This is a genomic window from Variovorax defluvii, from assembly GCF_039541515.1.
In the GTDB taxonomy this organism is placed as follows: Bacteria; Pseudomonadota; Gammaproteobacteria; order Burkholderiales; family Burkholderiaceae_C; genus Variovorax; species Variovorax defluvii.
On sequence record NZ_BAABGJ010000080.1, the window covers coordinates 369600 to 386382 of the forward strand.

Sequence of the window (16783 nt, forward strand, 5' to 3'; positions counted from 1 at the left end):
CGCCGTCAGGCGGCGGCGTCGTCGTTCTCGGTGGCCGAGAAGTTGACGGCCCGGCCCGGCACGATGGTGGAGATGGCATGTTTGTAGACCATCTGGGTCACCGTGTTGCGCAGCAACACGACGTACTGATCGAAAGACTCGATCTGACCTTGCAGCTTGATGCCGTTGACCAGGTAGATGGACACCGGCACGTGCTCACGACGCAAGGTATTCAGGAAGGGGTCTTGTAGGAGTTGCCCTTTGTTGCTCACGATATTCTCCGTGTTCAAGAGTAGTTGTTGGACCAGTCACCATAACACAGGGTTTCCGCAGCGCAGCACGAAACCTTATGGTCCCCTGAAAAATAAGGGCGACCGTCAACCTTCCCTGTCGGCGTACGGGTTGTGCTGGGTCTTGAACTCGATGCGCAGCGGTGTGCCCACCAGGTCGAATTCCTTGCGGAAGCGCCCTTCGAGGAATCGCTTGTACGCCTCGGTCACGTGCTCCAGCGAGTTGCCGTGGATGACGATCACCGGCGGATTCATCCCGCCCTGGTGCGCGTAGCGCATCTTGGGCCGGAACATGCCCGCCTTCTTGGGCGCCTGGAACTGCACCGCCTCCTGCAGCAGCCGCGTGAGCACCGGTGTCGACATCTTGCGGGTGGCGGACTTGTGGGCCTGCGCGATGGCCTGCCACAGCGGTCCCAGGCCCTGTCGCTTGATGGCCGAGATGAAGTGCAGCGAGGCGAACTTCAGGAACGCCAGCCGGGTCTCGATCTGGCGCTGCACCTGCTCGCGCTGGTAGCTGTCGACCGCGTCCCACTTGTTGATGGCGATCACCACGGCGCGGCCGCTTTCCAGCACGTAGCCGGCGATGTGGGCGTCCTGGTCGGTCACGCCCTGGGTCGCATCTATCAGGAGCAGCACCACGTTGGCCGATTCGATGGCCTGCAGCGTCTTGACCACCGAGAACTTCTCGATCGCCTCGAACACTTTGCCCTTGCGCCGCAGGCCGGCCGTGTCGATCAATTCGAAGCGCTGGCCGTTGCGCTCGAAGGGGACGGAGATGGCGTCGCGGGTGGTGCCGGGCAGGTCGAAGGCCACCAGGCGCTCTTCGCCCAGCCAGGTGTTGATGAGGGTGGACTTCCCGACGTTGGGCCGGCCGGCCACGGCCAGCTTGATCGGCTTGCTTGGGCCCTCTTCCTCGTCAACCTCGTCCTCGGGCTCCGGCAGGGCCAGCGGCTCCAGCGCCAGCTCCACCAGGCTGCGGATGCCCTGCCCGTGCGCGGCCGAGATGCCATGCACCTCGCCGAAGCCCAGCTCGTAGAACTCCGCCAGCCGGGCGGTGTCACGCATGCCCTCGGCCTTGTTCGCCACCAGAAGACAGGGCTTGCCCAGGCGGCGCAGTTCGTTGGCGATGTCGTGGTCCTGCGCCGAGACGCCTTCACGCGCGTCGACGACGAAGATCACGACGTCGGCCTCGGCCACTGCCTGGCGGGTCTGCTTGGCCATCTCCTTGAAGATCCCGCTGCCCGCATCGGGCTCGAAACCGCCGGTGTCGATGACGATGAATTCGTGCCGGCCCTGGCGGCCGTTGCCGTAGTGGCGGTCGCGGGTCAGGCCGGCGAAGTCGGCGACGATGGCATCGCGCGTCTGGGTCAGACGGTTGAACAGCGTCGACTTGCCGACGTTGGGGCGCCCGACCAGTGCAATGACGGGTTTCATGGTCGCACGCTCCCCTACCTGCGCTTACTCCGGCCGGTAGCCGAAGACGTTGCCGTTGCGGGTGACGACCACGACCGTGTTGCCCGAGAGCACGGGGCGCGCGGCGATGGCGGAGCCGTCCGGCGCGAGGCGGTTGAGCGTCGCCCCGTCCTCGCGGGAGAGCACGTGCACGAAGCCCGTGCTGTCGCCGAAGATGAGCGATCGGCCAACCGCCAGCGGCGCAGTCAGCGTGCGGTACTTGAAGCGGTCGACCTGCCAGGCGCGCTCGCCGTCGCTGCGGCGCCAGGCCACCACGGTGCCATTCTCCTCGGTGCCGTAGACGAAGCGCTCGTCGCCGCTCAGACCCTCGGCGCTGCTGGCCGGCTTGGTCCACAGCAGCGTGCCGCGGGAGGTGTCGACGCAGCCGACGCTGGCGTAGTAGGCGCGGGCACAGACCGAGTCTCCGACGCGGCTCACGCTGCCGGTCAGGTCGACCAGGCGCTCGACGTCGTTGGTGCCGCGCGGCGCCGCGATGGGCGACTCCCAGCGCGAGCTGCCGTTGGCCGGGTTGACGCCGACCAGCCGCCCGCCGACGCCGACCACCAGGGTGTCGCCGACCGCGAGCATCACGCCCGGGCGCTTGAGTACCAGGTTCTCGGCAGTGCGCGTCTGTGACCACAGGCGGCGGCCGCTCTGGCCGTCCCAGGCGCTGAGGGTGCGGTCGGCCGTCTGCACGAAGACGCGGCGGCCGGCCACCAGCGGCGCCGTGAAAGTCTGCGCCGTGAGCCGCTGCCGCCATAGCACCTTGCCGCCCTGCAGGGCGACGAGTTCGTTGTCGGTGGTCACCACCGCAGCCATCGACCCGTCGCTGCCCACACCGGCCGCCAGCGACGCGCCGACGCTGACGCGCCAGACCTCCTGCCCCGAGCGGGCGTCGATCATGACCACCGTACCGTCGCTCGCAGCCACGGTCACCATGTCGCCGCTGACGTCGGTGACCAGGGGGAACTCCACCTTGGGGATGCGGATGCTCCAGGCCTGCCTCACGCCCAGCACCGCCTGAACCGGCGGCAGTTCGGCCGGCTTGGGTTTCGGGGTCCCGGAACAGGCGGCGAGCGCGGCGATCACGAGCGCGGCAGCGCCGAAGCGCAGGGCGGAAACGGGAAGCATCGGACGACGGCTGGAATTCATGGCTTTGTTATTACTTGGCGGCGGATGCGTTGCCGGCAGGCGCGTTCACGGCAGGCGCGTTGGCGGCGGCCGGGGCCAGGCTCTGGGGATCGACGCCGACCGCATTGAGCTTGATCTCGACCAGGCGGCGGAACTCGTTGGCGGGAGAGAAGGCAGACCAGGCCTTGCGGTATTCGGTCTTCGCCTCCTCGCGCTTGCCCTGGGCCATGTAGACATCGCCCCGACGGTCGGCCGCGAGGGCCTCGAAGTCCTGGCTCGGCATGGGGGCCGACAGCTGCTTCAAGGCCTCGTCGTAGGACTTGGCTTCCAGGAGTGCACCGGCCAGGCGCAACCGGGCCACAGCCTGGTAGCCGGCGTCGGTGCCCTTGTCCGCGACCCAGGCCAGCGCCGCGCGCGAAGCCTCGGCATTGCCCTTTTCGTGCAGCACGCGGGCGGCGAGCAGGCCGGCCTGCTGGGCGTAGGCGGTGGAAGCGAACTTGTCTTTCATGTCGGCCAGCGCGCGCTCGACACGGGCCGCGTCGCCGGCCTGGGCGCCGCGCTCGAGCTCGTCGTACAGTGCCGAGGCCTTTGCGGCCTGCTCGCGCTGCCAGTACTGCCAGCCGGTCCAGGCCAGGAAGGCGCCGGCGACGAGCACCACGACCCAGGTGATCAACGTTCCGTAGGTTTTCCAGAAATGCCGGAGCTGGTCGAGCTGTTCCTGTTCTTCGAGGTCGAGATGGGTGGCCATGCGCTGTCAGTTGTTGGGAGCCGGGGATTGTAGGGTGGCGGCCCAGCCCGCCAGGTCGGCCAGCGGACGCGCCACCTGGGCCCCGGTCCCATCGCGCAGCGCCTTGACCGTGAGTTCGCCGCGCGCCAGTTCGTCGGCGCCGAAGATCAGCGCGTAGGTGGCGCCGCTGCCGTCGGCCTTCTTGAACTGCGACTTGAAGCTGCCCAGGCCGTCCGCAGTGGCCGCGTGCATCTGCACCCGCACGCCGGCTTCGCGCAGCTGCTGCAGGGTGCGCAGGACGACCGGCATCGCGGCCACGTCCGGCACCACCGCGTACGCGTCGGGCACCGGCACGGGGACCGCAGTGCCCTGCTCCTTCACCAGGTCGAGCACGCGCTCCAGGCCCATGGCCCAGCCCACCGCAGGCGCCGGTTTGCCGCCGAGTTGCTCGAACAGGCCGTCATAGCGGCCGCCGGCGCACACCGTGCCCTGCGAGCCCAGGCGGTCGGTGACGAATTCGAAGACGCTGAGGTTGTAGTAGTCGAGGCCGCGCACCAGGCGGGGGTTGATGGTGTACGCGACGCCGTTGGCATCGAGGATCGCCTTCAGTCCCTCGAAGTGCGCCAGCGATTCGGCGCCGAGGAAGTCGATCAGCCGGGGCGCCGCTTCCACCACCGCCTTCATGGCAGGGTTCTTGGTGTCCAGGATGCGCAGCGGGTTGCTGTGCAGGCGGCGGCGCGCGTCCTCGTCGAGCTGGTCGGCATGCGCCTCGAAGTGCGCGATGAGTTGGGCGCGGTGCTGGGCGCGCTCGGCGGGTTGGCCCAGGCTGTTGATCTCCAGCCGCACGTCGGTCAGGCCGATGGCCTTGAAGAGGGAGCTGGCCAGCAGCACGAGCTCGGCATCGACGTCCGGGCCGGCGAAGCCCAGCGCCTCGACGTCGAACTGATGGAACTGGCGGAAGCGGCCGCGCTGCGGTTTCTCGCGCCGGAACATGGGGCCGATGGCCCAGAGGCGCTTGCCGCCGTCGTAGAGCATGTTGTGCTCGATCGCGGCGCGCACGATGCCGGCGGTGTTCTCGGGACGCAGCGTCAGGTGGTCGTTGTCACCGTACTTGTCCGAGCGGTCGTGAAAGGAGTACATCTCTTTCTCGACGATGTCGGTCACCTCGCCGATGCCGCGCACGAACAGCGCCGTGTGCTCCAGGATGGGGGTGCGGATGTTGCAATAGGCAAAGCGCGAGGTCACCTCGCGAACGATCCCTTCCAGCCATTCCCAGCGCGCCGATTCCGGCGGCAGGGTGTCGTTCATGCCCTTGACGGCATTCAGTTTGTCAGCCATTGGATTACGAAGCTCAGGCAGCAGTCGCTGCGCCGAAGCGCTTCTCGACGTAGTTTTCGACCAGTTGATGGAATTCGGCGGCGATGTTCTCGCCGCGCAGCGTGAGCGCCTTCTCGCCATCGATGAAGACGGGCGCGGCCGGCGCCTCGCCGGTGCCGGGCAGGCTGATGCCGATGTCGGCGTGCTTGCTCTCGCCGGGGCCGTTGACGATGCAGCCCATGACGGCCACCTTCATCGTCTCGACGCCGGGGTACCTGGTGCGCCAGACCGGCATCTGCATGCGCAGGTAGTCGTCGATCTGCTTGGCCAGTTCCTGGAAGGTGGTGCTGGTGGTGCGGCCGCAGCCCGGGCAGGCGGTGACGCTGGGCACGAACACGCGCAGGCCCAGGGCCTGGAGGATCTCGTTGGCAATGACCACCTCCTGCGTGCGCGCTTCGCCCGGCTGCGGCGTGAGCGAGACGCGGATGGTGTCGCCGATGCCTTCCTGCAGCAGGATCGAGAGCGCCGTGGCCGACGCGACCGTGCCCTTGGTGCCCATGCCGGCCTCGGTCAAGCCGAGGTGCAGCGCGTAGTCGCATCGCTTCGCGAGGGCGCGGTAGACGGAGATCAGGTCCTGCACACCGCTCACCTTGCAGCTCAGGATGATCTGGTCGCCCGGCATGCCCATGGATTCGGCCAGTTTCGCCGAACCGATGGCCGAGCTCACCAGCGCCTCGTACATCACCTGCCTGGCGTCCCAGGGCTCGGCGCGGCCGCTGTTGACGTCCATCAGGCTGGCCAGCAATTCCTGGTCGAGGCTGCCCCAGTTGACGCCGATGCGCACGGGTTTGTTCCAGCGCATGGCGGCCTCGATCATCTGGCCGAACTGGCGGTCGCGCTTGTCGCCCTTGCCCACGTTGCCGGGGTTGATTCGGTACTTGCTGAGCGCCTCGGCGCAGGCCGGGAAGTCGGTCAGGAGGCGATGGCCGTTGTAGTGGAAGTCGCCGATCAGCGGCACGTCGACGCCCATGCGGTCGAGCTGCTCGCGGATGTAGGGCACCTGCGCCGCCGCCTCGGGCGTGTTGACGGTGATGCGCACCATCTCGGAGCCGGCCTGCGCCAGCTCCTTGACCTGGATCGCGGTGCCGATGGCGTCCACCGTGTCGGTGTTGGTCATCGACTGGACGCGCACTGGCGCATCGCCGCCCACGGTCACGATGCGCGGTCCCCAGGACACGCTGGCCTGGCGGGAACGGCGCGCGCGCGGCGCGGCGGGCTCGATGGGCAGGCTGTCGGCGGACATCAAGGGGATTTCGTTCATGGCTTCACCTCGAAGCGGGCAACGCCGCCCGCGCGCGTCAGGGGCTTGAGGTCGAGGGGCTGGCCGCGCACCTGCACGTCGATAACCGATGCGCGGCCGACCACCACCGACAACGGCAGCGCGCCCGTCAGGCCGACCGTCTCGCCGGCCTGCACGGTGCGGCGCAGCAGGGACTTGCCGCCGGCCTCGTTCACGGTGACCCAGGAAGCCTCGCGCGCCACGAAGACGATCAGGTCGGGGGCGGCGGCCGGCGGTGTCGCGACCGCAGGCGCCCCGGGCGACGGCGCCGCCGGTACAGGCCGCGCGGCGGGTGCGGCGGGTGCGGCGGTGACCGCGGCCGGCTGGACCGACTCCACCACGTGCCCGGGCGGTGCCGGCGGCGTGTCCGCCGATGCAGGCTGAACCTCGCCCGTCTCGCTCCGCGCCGTGACGCGCGCGACGAGTTCGCCGACCCGGTCGAAAAGGGATTGCGGCAGCCAGAACAGCGCGGCCGCGCCGACCAGCAGCAACACGACCACCGTCACCAGCGGGCGCGACGGCCGGCCGGCAGGGTTGCCCGAGCGCACCTGCGACGGCAGGGCCTTGCTCATGGTGCGGTCGGCCTGGGCCAATCCCGAAGTCTGGGCGCCCGGCAGCTTGGCGAGGACGGGGGCCGGGTCGATGCGCAGGGCACGGCACACGCTCGCGGCCAGTGCGCGCGCGAACACGGGATCGGGCAAGGCCTCGATGTCGTCGGCCTCCAGCGCCGCCAGCTTCTGCGGTGTGACCTTGAGCGCCGCGGCCACCATGTCCAGGTGCAGGCCGTGCGCCTCGCGCGCCTGGCGCAGCATGTCGCCGGCCGTCATGTGGGTCTTGTCGCCGGTCATCAAGGGCACGGCAGCCGAGGCGCCGAACTCGCTCGCCTTCTCAATCATTGAAGCTACCGCGCTCATAGGCTGCCGCCTCGCGCGACTGGGGGAAGCGCCTCTGCAACTGGCTGGCCAGCTGTGCCACCGCCTCGCGGTTGTTGAGCTTGCGTTCGACCTTGATGCCCAGCCACAGCGTCTCGGCATTCGACGAGGGGCCGTTGTTGATGCGGCGGATATAGAACTGCGCGCGCGACCATTCCTCGCGCTGCGCCAGCAGGGAGGCCAGGTTATAGCCGATCACCGGGTTGCCGGCATCGAGCTCGTAGGCCTGCGTCAAGCTGCGCTCCGCCTCGGCACGCTGACCGGCGCGCAGTTGGCACACGCCCTGCGTCATCAGCGTCTTGGCCCGCTCCCCATAAGTGGGAACGCCCAGCGCCGCCGAGAACTGCTGTTGCGCGTCGCCGAAGCGGTTCTGCTGGCATAGCAGCCAGCCGTAGTTGTGCAGTGTGTTCGGGTCGCGCGGATTCAGCGCGATGGCGCGGCGGAAGCTGTCTTCCGCCAACCCCGCATCGGCCAGCCGCATGTAGACCAGGCCGCGCAGGTTGTAGGCCTCGGCAAAGTTCGGGTCGGCGGCCAGCGCCTGCTTGATCTCGTCCAGCGCCACCGTGGGCTGGCCTTGCTCGAAGTAGCCGATCGCCAGTTCGAGGCGCAGCCGGGCGCGCTTGCGTGCATTGCCCTCGTCCGAGTCGGTGACGATGCCGGCCGCATTGCCGGCGGTGCTGGGCACGCCGACATCCTTGGTCGCACAGGCGGCCAGCAGGACGGCGGCGACGGCACCGAGCACGGCTTGCATCATCCTCTGCTGCGCGATCGAAGGGGCCTGGATCATCGGTTCATTGCTCCTGGGACAGGGGAAGTGGCAGACTTCTTGCGCGCCGGATGCAGCACGACCGTGCGCCGCTCGGCCATGCGACGGGCCGCATTGGTGCGGTCCTTCACGTCGCCGGCCAATTGGCCGCAGGCCGCGTCGATGTCATCGCCGCGGGTCTTGCGCACGGTGGTGACGATGCCGGCTTCGCTCAGGAGCTTGGCGAAGGCCAGCACGCGAGGCTGCGGCGAACGCAGCAGGCCCGACGCGGGAAAGGGATTGAAGGGGATGAGATTGAACTTGCAGGAGATGCCCTGCGAACGCACCAGCTCGATCAGCTGGCGCGCATGCTCGGGCTGGTCGTTCACGCCGTCGAGCATGCAGTACTCGAAGGTGATGAAGTCGCGCGGCGCATGCGCGAGATAACGCTGGCAGGCATCGAGCAGCTCGGCCAGCGGGTACTTGCGATTGAGGGGCACGAGTTCATCGCGCAGCGCATCGCCGGGTGCATGCAGCGAGACCGCCAGGGCGACGGGGCAATCCACGCCGAGGCGGTCGATCATGGGAACCACGCCCGAGGTCGACACGGTGACGCGCCGGCGCGAGAGCCCGTAGGCGTTGTCGTCGAGCATGGTGCGCAAGGCCGGCACCAGCGCCGCGTAGTTCTGCAGCGGCTCGCCCATGCCCATCATCACCACGTTGGAGATGACGCGGTCGTCGCGCTTCAGATGCTTGCGCAGGAAATGCTCGGCAAACCACAGCTGAGCGACGATTTCGCCGGTGCTGAGATTGCGGCTGAAGCCCTGGTGCCCGGTGGAGCAGAAGCGGCAGCCGACGGCGCAGCCGGCCTGCGAGGACACGCACAGCGTGCCGCGGTCGTCCTCGGGAATGAAGACCGCCTCGACTGCATTGCCGTCGCCGACGTCGAACAGCCACTTGATGGTGCCGTCGGCCGATGCCTGCTGCGTCAGCACCGGCAGGCCCTCGACGTGTGCATGAACAGCGAGCTTCTCGCGCAGCGACTTGGCGAGGTCGGTCATCTGCGCGAAGTCGCTGGCGCCGCGCTGGTGGATCCAGCGGAACAGCTGCGTGGCGCGGAAGCGCTTCTCGCCGAGCTTTTCGCAGAACGCGGCCAGCCCCTCCAGATCGAAGTCGAGCAGGTTGGCCGTGGTCATGCGAGGGGCGGCTCGCCTCAGAGGGGCTTGAGCTCGGGGAAGAAGAAGGCGATCTCGACCTTCGCGGTTTCGGCGGCGTCGGAGCCATGCACGGCGTTGGCGTCGATGCTGTCGGCGAAGTCGGCGCGGATGGTGCCGGGGGCGGCCTTCTTGGGATCGGTGGCGCCCATCAGGTCGCGGTTCTTGGTGATCGCGTCCTCGCCTTCCAGCACTTGCACGAACACGGGACCGGAGATCATGAACTTGACCAGGTCGCCGAAGAAGGGGCGCTCCTTGTGCACGGCGTAGAACTGCTCGGCGTCGGCCTGCGACAGCTGGACCAGCTTGGCGGCCACGATCTTGAGGCCGGCGGCCTCGAAGCGGGAGACGATCTTGCCGATGACGTTCTTCGCCACGGCGTCGGGCTTGATGATGGAGAGGGTGCGTTCGATGGCCATTGAAGTGCTTTCGTGATTGCTTGGATTTCGAGGAGTTCCGTCAAGCTGCAGCCCGCGGCTGCGCTCCCTTGACAAAGCCTCTGATTTTAACCGGCGCCGCCATCCCCACCGATGACATGTGGACGAAAGACGCGGCCGGCAAAGTCCGCCTTTGGGGGAACACCGCGGACCCGGCTTTGCCGCGCCGCTGGTGCTGTCCCCCGAAGGAAGTCGGAGGCCCCCACGCAGTGGGGATCCCGGGAAGGTCTATCTTCCGCGGCGACGTCCGCCGCCCTGGCCGCCGAAGTTGCCGCCGCCGGAAGGGCCGCCACCACCGCCGCCGCGCCGCGGGCGCTGCTCCTTGCGCTGGCGCGAGAAGCTGTCGGCGCCGATGTAACCCAGCGAGGTCTTCATCGGATCGGGCTGGTTGCCGCCGCCGGGTGCACCGTCGCGACGGCCGCCCTGCCCTTGGCGGTTGCGGCGCGCCTGGGCACCGCCGCCGCCACCGCCACCGCCACCGCCACCGCCACCGCCGCCACCGTTGCCGCCGCGGCCCCGGGCCTGCGGGCCGCTGGAGAGCGGATTCGGGATCGGCCCGTCGCGGTGGTCGTCCTGCGCACCGCCGCCATTGCGGTTGCCGCGGCGCTTGTTGCGATGACGGTTGTTGCGCCCGCCACCCTCCGGGTTGCCCCCCTTCGGGCCCGGGCCGCGGCCCGGCCTCTCGCCCCCCGCGGCCTGGAACAGGGCGCGGATGTCGCGGTCGTCGAGCTCCATCCAGGCGCCGCGCTTCAGGCCACGCGGCAGCACCATGGCGCCGTAGCGAATGCGGATCAGACGGCTGACCGCATGGCCCACCGATTCGAACAGCCGGCGCACTTCGCGGTTGCGGCCTTCGGAGATGGTGACGCGGTACCAGCAGTTCGACCCCTCGCCACCGCCCTCTTCGATGGTGCCGAAGTGGGCCATGCCGTCGTCGAGGCGCACGCCGTCGAGCAGCTTCTGCTTCTCTTCGCTGCTCAGCGCGCCCAGCACGCGCACCGCATATTCGCGCTCCAGGCCGAAGCGCGGGTGCATCAGCTGATTGGCCAGTTCGCCCGAGCTGGTGAAGAGCAGCAGGCCTTCGGTATTGAGGTCCAGCCGCCCGACCGATTGCCACTTGCCCTGGGGCAGGCGCGGCAGCTTGCGGAATACGGTGGGACGGTTCTGGGGGTCGTCGTGCGTGACGACCTCGCCGACCGGCTTGTGATAGGCGATCACGCGCGCCGGCGGCGGCGCAATGCGGTAGCGGATCGGCTTGCCATTGATCTTGACCTGGTCGCCGAACTGGATGCGCTGGCCGATGTGGGCCGGCTCGTTGTTGACCGAGATGCGCCCCTGCAGGATCAGTTGCTCCATCTCCAGCCGCGAGCCCAGCCCGGCCTGGGCCAGCACCTTGTGCAGCTTGGGCGAGTCGGCCTCGGGCAGCAGCACGCGCTTGAGCGGTGGGACCTCGGGACTGTCCTCGTCGGCGTCGAACTGGCCCGAGACGACGTCGGTGAAACGGATCGGCTCGGGCGGCGGGGCGTTGCGCTGCTCACGCTCGGCGGCGCGGCGGGCCCGATCGAGATCGTCCTCGTCTTCGTCGATGTCTTCCTCGTCATCGTCCTCGTCCTCATCCTGACCTTCGTCGCGAGGGGATGTGACGACCTGTGGCGCGGGCTGCTCGACCCGCACGTCGGCGGCGGGAGCCGGTTCGGCCGGCGCCTCGGCGGACACTTCCGGGGCCACTGCCGCGGCCGCATCGGTAGACGCTTCCACGGCCTCGGCACCCTCCACCGGCGCCTGTGCGACGGGCTTGGGCTTGCGCGGCCGGCGTTTGCGGGGCGCCTCTACCGGCACGGCCTCGGCATCCATGGAGGGCGCCGGGGACGGCGCGGCTTCGTCGCCGATGAGAGGGGCTGCCGGCAGCATCGCTGCGTCTTCGGGATCGGATGGGCTCATGATCGGGTTCCGGAACGAACGGCGGGGGTGTCGTCTTCTTCGTCGGGCCCGGCATCGGGCTCGGAGGCGACGGTGGTGGTGGGGAGCTCAGGCTCGAAGGGGATGTCAGGTGTCGCGGCGGGCTCGGCCTCGGGCGTCGGCTCGGCCTCGGGCGTTGGCTCGGGTGCGGGCGTTGGCTCGGGTGCGGCCTCGAATGCGGCCTCTGGCACGCCCTCGGCCGCAGGCGCCTCGATCGGCAGGCCGGCCTGCCCATGATCGGCCGCATCCGCCAGCGCATCGACCAGCCCGGCCTGCTGCGCCGGCGTCTCGATCACCGGCAGCTGGTCGAGCGATTCCAGGCCCAGGTCGTCGAGAAACTGGCGGGTCGTGGCATAGAGCGCGGGGCGCCCTACCGTCTCGCGGTGGCCGATGACCTCGACCCAGTTGCGGTCTTCGAGCTGCTTGAGGATCTGGGAGTTGATGGTGACGCCGCGGATGTCTTCCATGTCGCCCCGCGTGACCGGCTGACGATAGGCGATGATGGCCAGCGTCTCGAGCGCGGCGCGCGTGTAGCGCGGCGGCTTTTCCGGATGCAGGCGATCGAGGTGGTCGCGCAGTTCCGGTCGGCTCTGGAAGCGCCAGCCGCTGGCCACGCTCACCAGTTCCAGGCCGCGCTGGGACCAGTCTTCCTGCAATTCGAACAACAGCGACTTGATCGTGTCGGCGCCCAGTTCGTCGTCGAACAGCACGCGCAGTTCGCGCACCGGCAAGGGCTGGGTCGAACAGATCAAGGCGGTTTCGAGAATGCGCTTGGCATCCGCCGTATTCATGATTCGCGGTATCCGGGAAAAGGCGCCTTGCAGGCGCTTGTTTTTCAGAAGGATGGAAGAAGGCGCTGCAGCAAGTCGGCGATTGCAGCGAAGCCGGCATCGGGGCGCCGGCACGGCTCTCGGGCCGTCAGGCGCGATTGTAATCCAGCCCCCAGGCCTGCATAGCCTGTGCGAGGTCGGGGGGCAAAGGGGCCCGGAACTCCATCGCCGCGCCCGTCGCCGGATGCAGGAAGGCGAGCCTGAACGCATGCAGGGCCTGGCGCTGCAGCCCGGCCGCCGGCACGCCGCCGTACAGCGTGTCGGCGACCAGCGGATGGCCGATGGAGGCCATGTGGACCCGGATCTGGTGGGTGCGGCCGGTCTCCAGCGTGCAGCGCACCGCGCAGCCCTGCTCGTTGCTGTCGAGCGCCTCGATCAACGTGCGCGCGGGTTTGCCCGAATGCCGTTCGAGATCGACCACCGCCATGCGCAGCCTGTTGCGAGGATCGCGCCCGATCGCCCCCTCCACATGGCGCGTCGGGGCACCTTGCCAGCTGCGGTGCGCAAGCGCGACGTACTGGCGCTTGACGTCCCGGGCCGCGATGAGCGCGACCAGCGCATCCATGGCCGCGCGGCTGCGCGCCACCACCATCAGCCCGCTGGTGTCGCGGTCCAGCCGGTGCACGATGCCGGCGCGCGGCAGCAGCGCGGCCCGAGGGTCCAGCGCCAGCAGGCCGTTGAGCAGCGTGCCGCTCCAATGGCCCGGTGCGGGATGCACCACCAGCCCGGCCGGCTTGTCGATGATGCGCAGGTGCTCGTCCTCGTGCACCACCGTGATCGGCATGGACTCGGGCTTGAAGGCCTGGCTCTGCGGCGTCGGGCGCAGCTCGATGCTGCCGATCTCGCCGGCATGCACCGTGGCCGAAGGCTTGGTCAGCACGCGGCCCTGCACCTCGACCGCTCCGGCTTCGATCAGTTGCTGCAGGTAGCTGCGCGAAAACTCCGGAACCAGGGCCGCGAGCGCGCGGTCCAGCCGCTGGCCATGCAGCGGTTCGTGGATCAGGAAACTGCGCGACTCCGAGACGTCGGAAAGCTCGGCGCCCTCGTCGTGCTCGCCCTCGTCCGCAGGGGTCTCCAAGGGGGGGGTCGATATAATTGAAGGCGTTTTTTTCACGAAAGCCTGATGTGATGCATCGCGCCAAATTATCGGCTCTCCCTGCCTGGCTGGCCCTGTGCTCCGCCGCATGGCTGGTGGCCGGGTGCTCCTCGACCACGACCGACAGAACTGCGAACTGGAGCCCCAATCGCATCTACGCCGAAGCCAAGGAAGAAGCCGATTCTGGCGCCTACGACAAGGCCGTGCCCCTGTTCGAGAAGCTGGAAGGCCGCGCCGCCGGCACACCGCTTGCCCAGCAGGCGCAACTGGACAAGGCCTACGCGCAATTCAAGTCCGGCGACAGGCCTGCTGCCATCGCCACCCTGGACCGCTTCATGAAGCTCCATCCCGCCAGCCCGGCGATGGACTACGCGATCTACCTCAAGGGCGTCATCAACTTCAACGACGACCTGGGCCTGTTCTCCTGGCTGACGCGGCAGGACCTTTCCGAGCGTGACCAGAAGGCCGCCAAGGAGTCCTTCGAGTCTTTCAAGGATCTGATCACCCGCTTCCCCGAGTCACGGTACACGCCCGATGCGCGCCAGCGCATGAACTACATCGTCAACTCGCTGGCCCAGTACGAAGTGCACGTCGCACGTTACTACTACACGCGTGGCGCGTACCTGGCGGCCATCAACCGCGCGCAGATCGCGCTGGCCGACTACCGCGAGGTGCCGGCGCTCGAGGAAGCGCTGTACATCATGGTCCAGTCGTACGACGCGCTCGGCATGGCCGACCTGCGCGACGACGCCAAGCGGGTCCTGACCACCAACTATCCCCAGAGCGAATACCTGACGCGTGGCTTCCGCGCCAAGGACGATCCCTGGTGGAAGCTCTGGTAGCAACGGCGCGTTCAGTGCTGCATTAGTCCAGTGAAGCATTGAAACGGGTGGCGCGGACCGCCCGAGACGGGATGCGATGCAAGGCGTAAAGCGCAGCGATTCCCGTCGGTATCACGAGCATTTGCAGCGCCGCAGCGCGCCCGTATCGGGTGGACGGCACCAGCCGATTTCGGTGTTTCAGTGGACCAGGTCAGCCAGCGCGCTCTCGAAGGCTTGCCCACTCTCCAGCCGCCGCATCGGCGGCAAGGCGGCCAGCAGGCGGCGACCGTAGCCCATGGTCGCCAGCCGCGTGTCGCAGATCACCAGCACGCCGCGATCGGTCTCACGGCGGATCAAGCGCCCCGCGCCCTGCTTGAGCGCGACCGCCGCCTCGGGCAGGGAGAATTCGCCGAAGGCACTTCGGCCCTGCGACTCGAGGCGTTGCGAGCGCGCCTCGACCAGCGGATCGTTGGGCGGCGGGAAGGGCAGCTTGTCGATCACCACCAGTTGCAGGGCATCGCCCGGCGCATCGAAACCTTCCCAGAACGAGGCCGAGGCGACCAGCACGCAGCCCGCGCGGCCCAGTTCAGCCCCCTCGCGGAAGCGCTCCATCAGCACGCGCTTGGGCAGCTCGCCCTGGACCAGCACCTCGGGGCGGCTCGCAGCCTCCATCGGCTCGAAGTGCTGCCGCATCGCGTCGCCGATGCTGCGCAGCGCGCGCAGGGTCGTGGTCAGCACCAGCGTGCGCCCGCCGAGCACGGCGGCGCCGCGCGCGGCGAGCTCCGCCACGCGCGCACTGTGCGCCGGGTCGTTCGGCTTGGGAAAGTCACGCGGCACGTAGAGCGCCGCCTGCTGCGCATAGTCGAAAGGGCTCTTCACGCGCAGGACTTCCGCCTGTTCCAGCCCGCAGGGCTCGGTGAACCAGCGCAGCTTCGGGTCGTCGCCCAGCGTGGCCGAGGTGAAGACCCAGGCGCGGCCATGCGCTTCCGCCTCGCCCTGCCCGGTCTTCAGCACCCGGGTGCGCACCGCCTCGGCGATATCCAGGGGCGACTCCACCAGCCGCAGTTGCGTGCCCACGTCCACCCACCGCACCGATTCCGGCGCACAGGCACGGGCGAAGCGTGCGGCACGCTCGCTCAGTTGCTCGGCGCGCTCGTGCAGCCGCACGAAGTCGGGCGACAGTTCGCTGACCGTGTCCAGCCCGCGCGCCGCTTCCGCGAAAGCCTGGCGCAGGGCCTCGAGGGCGTCCTGCCAGGCTTCGGCCGGCACGCCTTCCGGCGCCGGCCCGGCCCAGCGCAGCTTCGCGCCCGGCCACTGCTTGCCGGCAGCCAGCCGCAGCTCGCGCGCGGCATGCTCCGTGGCTGCCACGAGTTTCTGCCAGTCGACCAGCCCGCGCGCATGCTGCAGGCCGGCGGCCAGCATGTCGCGCGCGAAGTCCAGCGCCTGGCCGCTGCCGAGCTGCACACCAAGGAACTGCACGCCGGTCTCGTTGAGCTGGTGCGCCTCGTCGAACACCACCACGCGCACGGAGGGCAGCAGTTCGGCCATGCCCGATTCGCGCACCGCCAGGTCGGCAAAGAACAGGTGATGGTTGATCACCACCACGTCGGCCGCCATGGCCTCGCGCCGCGCCAGGTTCACGTGGCACGACTTGAACTGCGGGCATTGCGCGCCCAGGCAGTTCTCGCGGGTGGAGGTCACCAGCGGGATCATCGGCGATCGCTCGTCCAGCCCGGGCAGCTCGGCCAGGTCGCCGGTGCGCGTGGTCTTGGACCATTGCTCGATCCGGGCCAGCGCCCGCAGGCTGCCGCGCTCCGGCAGCGAGGCATCGTGGCGGGCCTGGTTCAGTCGGTGCAGGCACAGGTAACTCGCGCGGCCCTTGAGCAGCGCGGTGCGCAGCGGAAGGCCCAGCGCCTCGACCAGCCGCGGCAGGTCGCGGCCGAAGAGCTGGTCCTGCAGCGCCTTGGTCGCGGTGGACAGCAGCACCCGCTCGCCGCTCAGCAGCGCCGGCACCAGGTAGGAGAAGGTCTTGCCGACGCCGGTGCCGGCCTCCACCACCAGCACACCGCCTTCATCGATGGCGCGCGCGACGGCCAGCGCCATCTGCGTCTGGCCTTCGCGTTCGCGGAAGTGCTCGGCCGCCTGCGACAGCACGCCGTCCTGCGAGAACGCGGCGCGTACCTCGTCGGCGAGTTGCCCGGGCTGCGCTGCACCGGGGCGGCGCTCGCCCGGCGCCGCCAGGTCCGCCTCGAAATCCTCGGGCCAGTCCACGATCGACATCAGGCGGGCTCCTGCGGGTCCAGCAGGCGCTCCAGCTGGACCATCCGGTCGCGCAAGGCCAGGCGCTTTTTTTTCAGCCGCCGCAGCAAAAGCTCGTCGCGCGGCTCGGCGACCTCCATCAGGCGGTCGATGGTCGCGTCCAGCTCGGCATGCTCGATGCGCAATTCGATCAGCAGGCGGGACGGGGAATGGAGATCGGAGTCCAAGGAACAGTGTGCAATGCTGCGCATGAGC

The 16783-nt window shown here is 69.0% G+C and carries 16 protein-coding genes; 1 reads left to right on the forward strand and 15 read right to left on the reverse strand.

Translation table 11 applies throughout. The features are described from left to right. Positions 1-5: 5 nt before the first annotated feature. From hfq to ABEA07_RS24665, 13 genes are all read right to left on the reverse strand, one after another. Positions 6-251 (reverse strand): RNA chaperone Hfq, encoded by a 246-nt coding sequence (hfq, locus tag ABEA07_RS24605; RefSeq protein WP_093201554.1) that lies wholly within the window; start codon positions 249-251, stop codon positions 6-8. A 105-nt stretch (positions 252-356) separates the two neighbouring features. After that, positions 357-1703, reverse strand: coding sequence for a ribosome biogenesis GTPase Der (gene der / locus ABEA07_RS24610; RefSeq protein WP_345541178.1), 1347 nt, complete (start codon positions 1701-1703; stop codon positions 357-359). Between the two features lie 24 nt (positions 1704-1727). Then, the gene (gene bamB / locus ABEA07_RS24615) at positions 1728-2873 is read right to left on the reverse strand and encodes an outer membrane protein assembly factor BamB (RefSeq protein ID WP_345541180.1); all 1146 of its coding nucleotides are present in this window, start codon (positions 2871-2873) and stop codon (positions 1728-1730) included. 10 nt (positions 2874-2883) lie between these two features. Continuing rightward, positions 2884-3600 (reverse strand): YfgM family protein, encoded by a 717-nt coding sequence (locus ABEA07_RS24620; RefSeq protein WP_345541181.1) that lies wholly within the window; start codon positions 3598-3600, stop codon positions 2884-2886. A 6-nt stretch (positions 3601-3606) separates the two neighbouring features. After that, a complete protein-coding gene (gene hisS / locus ABEA07_RS24625; protein WP_345541183.1) occupies positions 3607-4917 on the reverse strand; it encodes a histidine--tRNA ligase in 1311 nt (436 codons plus the stop codon). 13 nt (positions 4918-4930) lie between these two features. Beyond that, entirely contained in the window at positions 4931-6217 is a 1287-nt protein-coding gene (gene ispG, locus ABEA07_RS24630) for a flavodoxin-dependent (E)-4-hydroxy-3-methylbut-2-enyl-diphosphate synthase (RefSeq protein WP_345541184.1), read from the reverse strand. Then, on the reverse strand, positions 6214-7131 hold the full coding sequence (locus tag ABEA07_RS24635) for a helix-turn-helix domain-containing protein (protein WP_345541185.1): 918 nt from the start codon (positions 7129-7131) through the stop codon (positions 6214-6216). Before ABEA07_RS24635 ends, ispG begins: the two co-directional genes overlap by 4 nt. Further along, positions 7124-7954, reverse strand: a complete 831-nt coding sequence (gene pilW, locus ABEA07_RS24640) for a type IV pilus biogenesis/stability protein PilW (RefSeq protein ID WP_345541186.1) — start codon at positions 7952-7954, stop codon at positions 7124-7126. Before pilW ends, ABEA07_RS24635 begins: the two co-directional genes overlap by 8 nt. After that, on the reverse strand, positions 7951-9108 hold the full coding sequence (gene rlmN, locus ABEA07_RS24645; RefSeq protein ID WP_345541187.1) for a dual-specificity RNA methyltransferase RlmN: 1158 nt from the start codon (positions 9106-9108) through the stop codon (positions 7951-7953). The genes pilW and rlmN overlap by 4 nt, the downstream gene beginning before the upstream one ends. A gap of 17 nt (positions 9109-9125) precedes the next feature. Continuing rightward, a complete protein-coding gene (gene ndk / locus ABEA07_RS24650; protein ID WP_345541188.1) occupies positions 9126-9545 on the reverse strand; it encodes a nucleoside-diphosphate kinase in 420 nt (139 codons plus the stop codon). Between the two features lie 246 nt (positions 9546-9791). Then, positions 9792-11504: a pseudouridine synthase gene (locus ABEA07_RS24655; RefSeq protein ID WP_345541189.1), complete on the reverse strand. Its 1713-nt coding sequence runs from the start codon at positions 11502-11504 to the stop codon at positions 9792-9794. Further along, entirely contained in the window at positions 11501-12313 is an 813-nt protein-coding gene (gene scpB / locus ABEA07_RS24660) for an SMC-Scp complex subunit ScpB (RefSeq protein ID WP_345541190.1), read from the reverse strand. The genes ABEA07_RS24655 and scpB overlap by 4 nt, the downstream gene beginning before the upstream one ends. Positions 12314-12440: 127 nt before the next feature. Beyond that, on the reverse strand, positions 12441-13430 hold the full coding sequence (locus tag ABEA07_RS24665; protein WP_345541191.1) for an RluA family pseudouridine synthase: 990 nt from the start codon (positions 13428-13430) through the stop codon (positions 12441-12443). Between the two features lie 50 nt (positions 13431-13480). Between ABEA07_RS24665 and ABEA07_RS24670 the strand changes: the two genes are divergently transcribed. Next, positions 13481-14290, forward strand: coding sequence for an outer membrane protein assembly factor BamD (locus ABEA07_RS24670; protein ID WP_345541193.1), 810 nt, complete (start codon positions 13481-13483; stop codon positions 14288-14290). 177 nt (positions 14291-14467) lie between these two features. On the opposite strand, the gene yoaA is transcribed toward ABEA07_RS24670, so the two are convergent. Further along, positions 14468-16549: a DNA repair helicase YoaA gene (gene yoaA, locus ABEA07_RS24675; protein WP_345541194.1), complete on the reverse strand. Its 2082-nt coding sequence runs from the start codon at positions 16547-16549 to the stop codon at positions 14468-14470. After that, positions 16549-16755 (reverse strand): DUF465 domain-containing protein, encoded by a 207-nt coding sequence (locus ABEA07_RS24680; RefSeq protein WP_345541196.1) that lies wholly within the window; start codon positions 16753-16755, stop codon positions 16549-16551. Before ABEA07_RS24680 ends, yoaA begins: the two co-directional genes overlap by 1 nt. Positions 16756-16783: the final 28 nt, after the last annotated feature.

What these genes read in the sequence shown, in the direction of transcription:
- yoaA (WP_345541194.1), bottom strand. Translation starts at nt 16,549, where the DNA reads ATGTCGATCGTGGACTGGCCCGAGGATTTCGAGGCGGACCTGGCGGCG.
- rlmN (WP_345541187.1), bottom strand. Translation starts at nt 9,108, where the DNA reads ATGACCACGGCCAACCTGCTCGACTTCGATCTGGAGGGGCTGGCCGCG.
- ABEA07_RS24635 (WP_345541185.1), bottom strand. Translation starts at nt 7,131, where the DNA reads ATGATTGAGAAGGCGAGCGAGTTCGGCGCCTCGGCTGCCGTGCCCTTG.
- ABEA07_RS24655 (WP_345541189.1), bottom strand. Translation starts at nt 11,504, where the DNA reads ATGAGCCCATCCGATCCCGAAGACGCAGCGATGCTGCCGGCAGCCCCT.
- ABEA07_RS24670 (WP_345541193.1), top strand. Translation starts at nt 13,481, where the DNA reads ATGCATCGCGCCAAATTATCGGCTCTCCCTGCCTGGCTGGCCCTGTGC.
- scpB (WP_345541190.1), bottom strand. Translation starts at nt 12,313, where the DNA reads ATGAATACGGCGGATGCCAAGCGCATTCTCGAAACCGCCTTGATCTGT.
- ndk (WP_345541188.1), bottom strand. Translation starts at nt 9,545, where the DNA reads ATGGCCATCGAACGCACCCTCTCCATCATCAAGCCCGACGCCGTGGCG.
- hisS (WP_345541183.1), bottom strand. Translation starts at nt 4,917, where the DNA reads ATGGCTGACAAACTGAATGCCGTCAAGGGCATGAACGACACCCTGCCG.
- ispG (WP_345541184.1), bottom strand. Translation starts at nt 6,217, where the DNA reads ATGAACGAAATCCCCTTGATGTCCGCCGACAGCCTGCCCATCGAGCCC.
- bamB (WP_345541180.1), bottom strand. Translation starts at nt 2,873, where the DNA reads ATGAATTCCAGCCGTCGTCCGATGCTTCCCGTTTCCGCCCTGCGCTTC.
- ABEA07_RS24620 (WP_345541181.1), bottom strand. Translation starts at nt 3,600, where the DNA reads ATGGCCACCCATCTCGACCTCGAAGAACAGGAACAGCTCGACCAGCTC.
- pilW (WP_345541186.1), bottom strand. Translation starts at nt 7,954, where the DNA reads ATGATCCAGGCCCCTTCGATCGCGCAGCAGAGGATGATGCAAGCCGTG.
- der (WP_345541178.1), bottom strand. Translation starts at nt 1,703, where the DNA reads ATGAAACCCGTCATTGCACTGGTCGGGCGCCCCAACGTCGGCAAGTCG.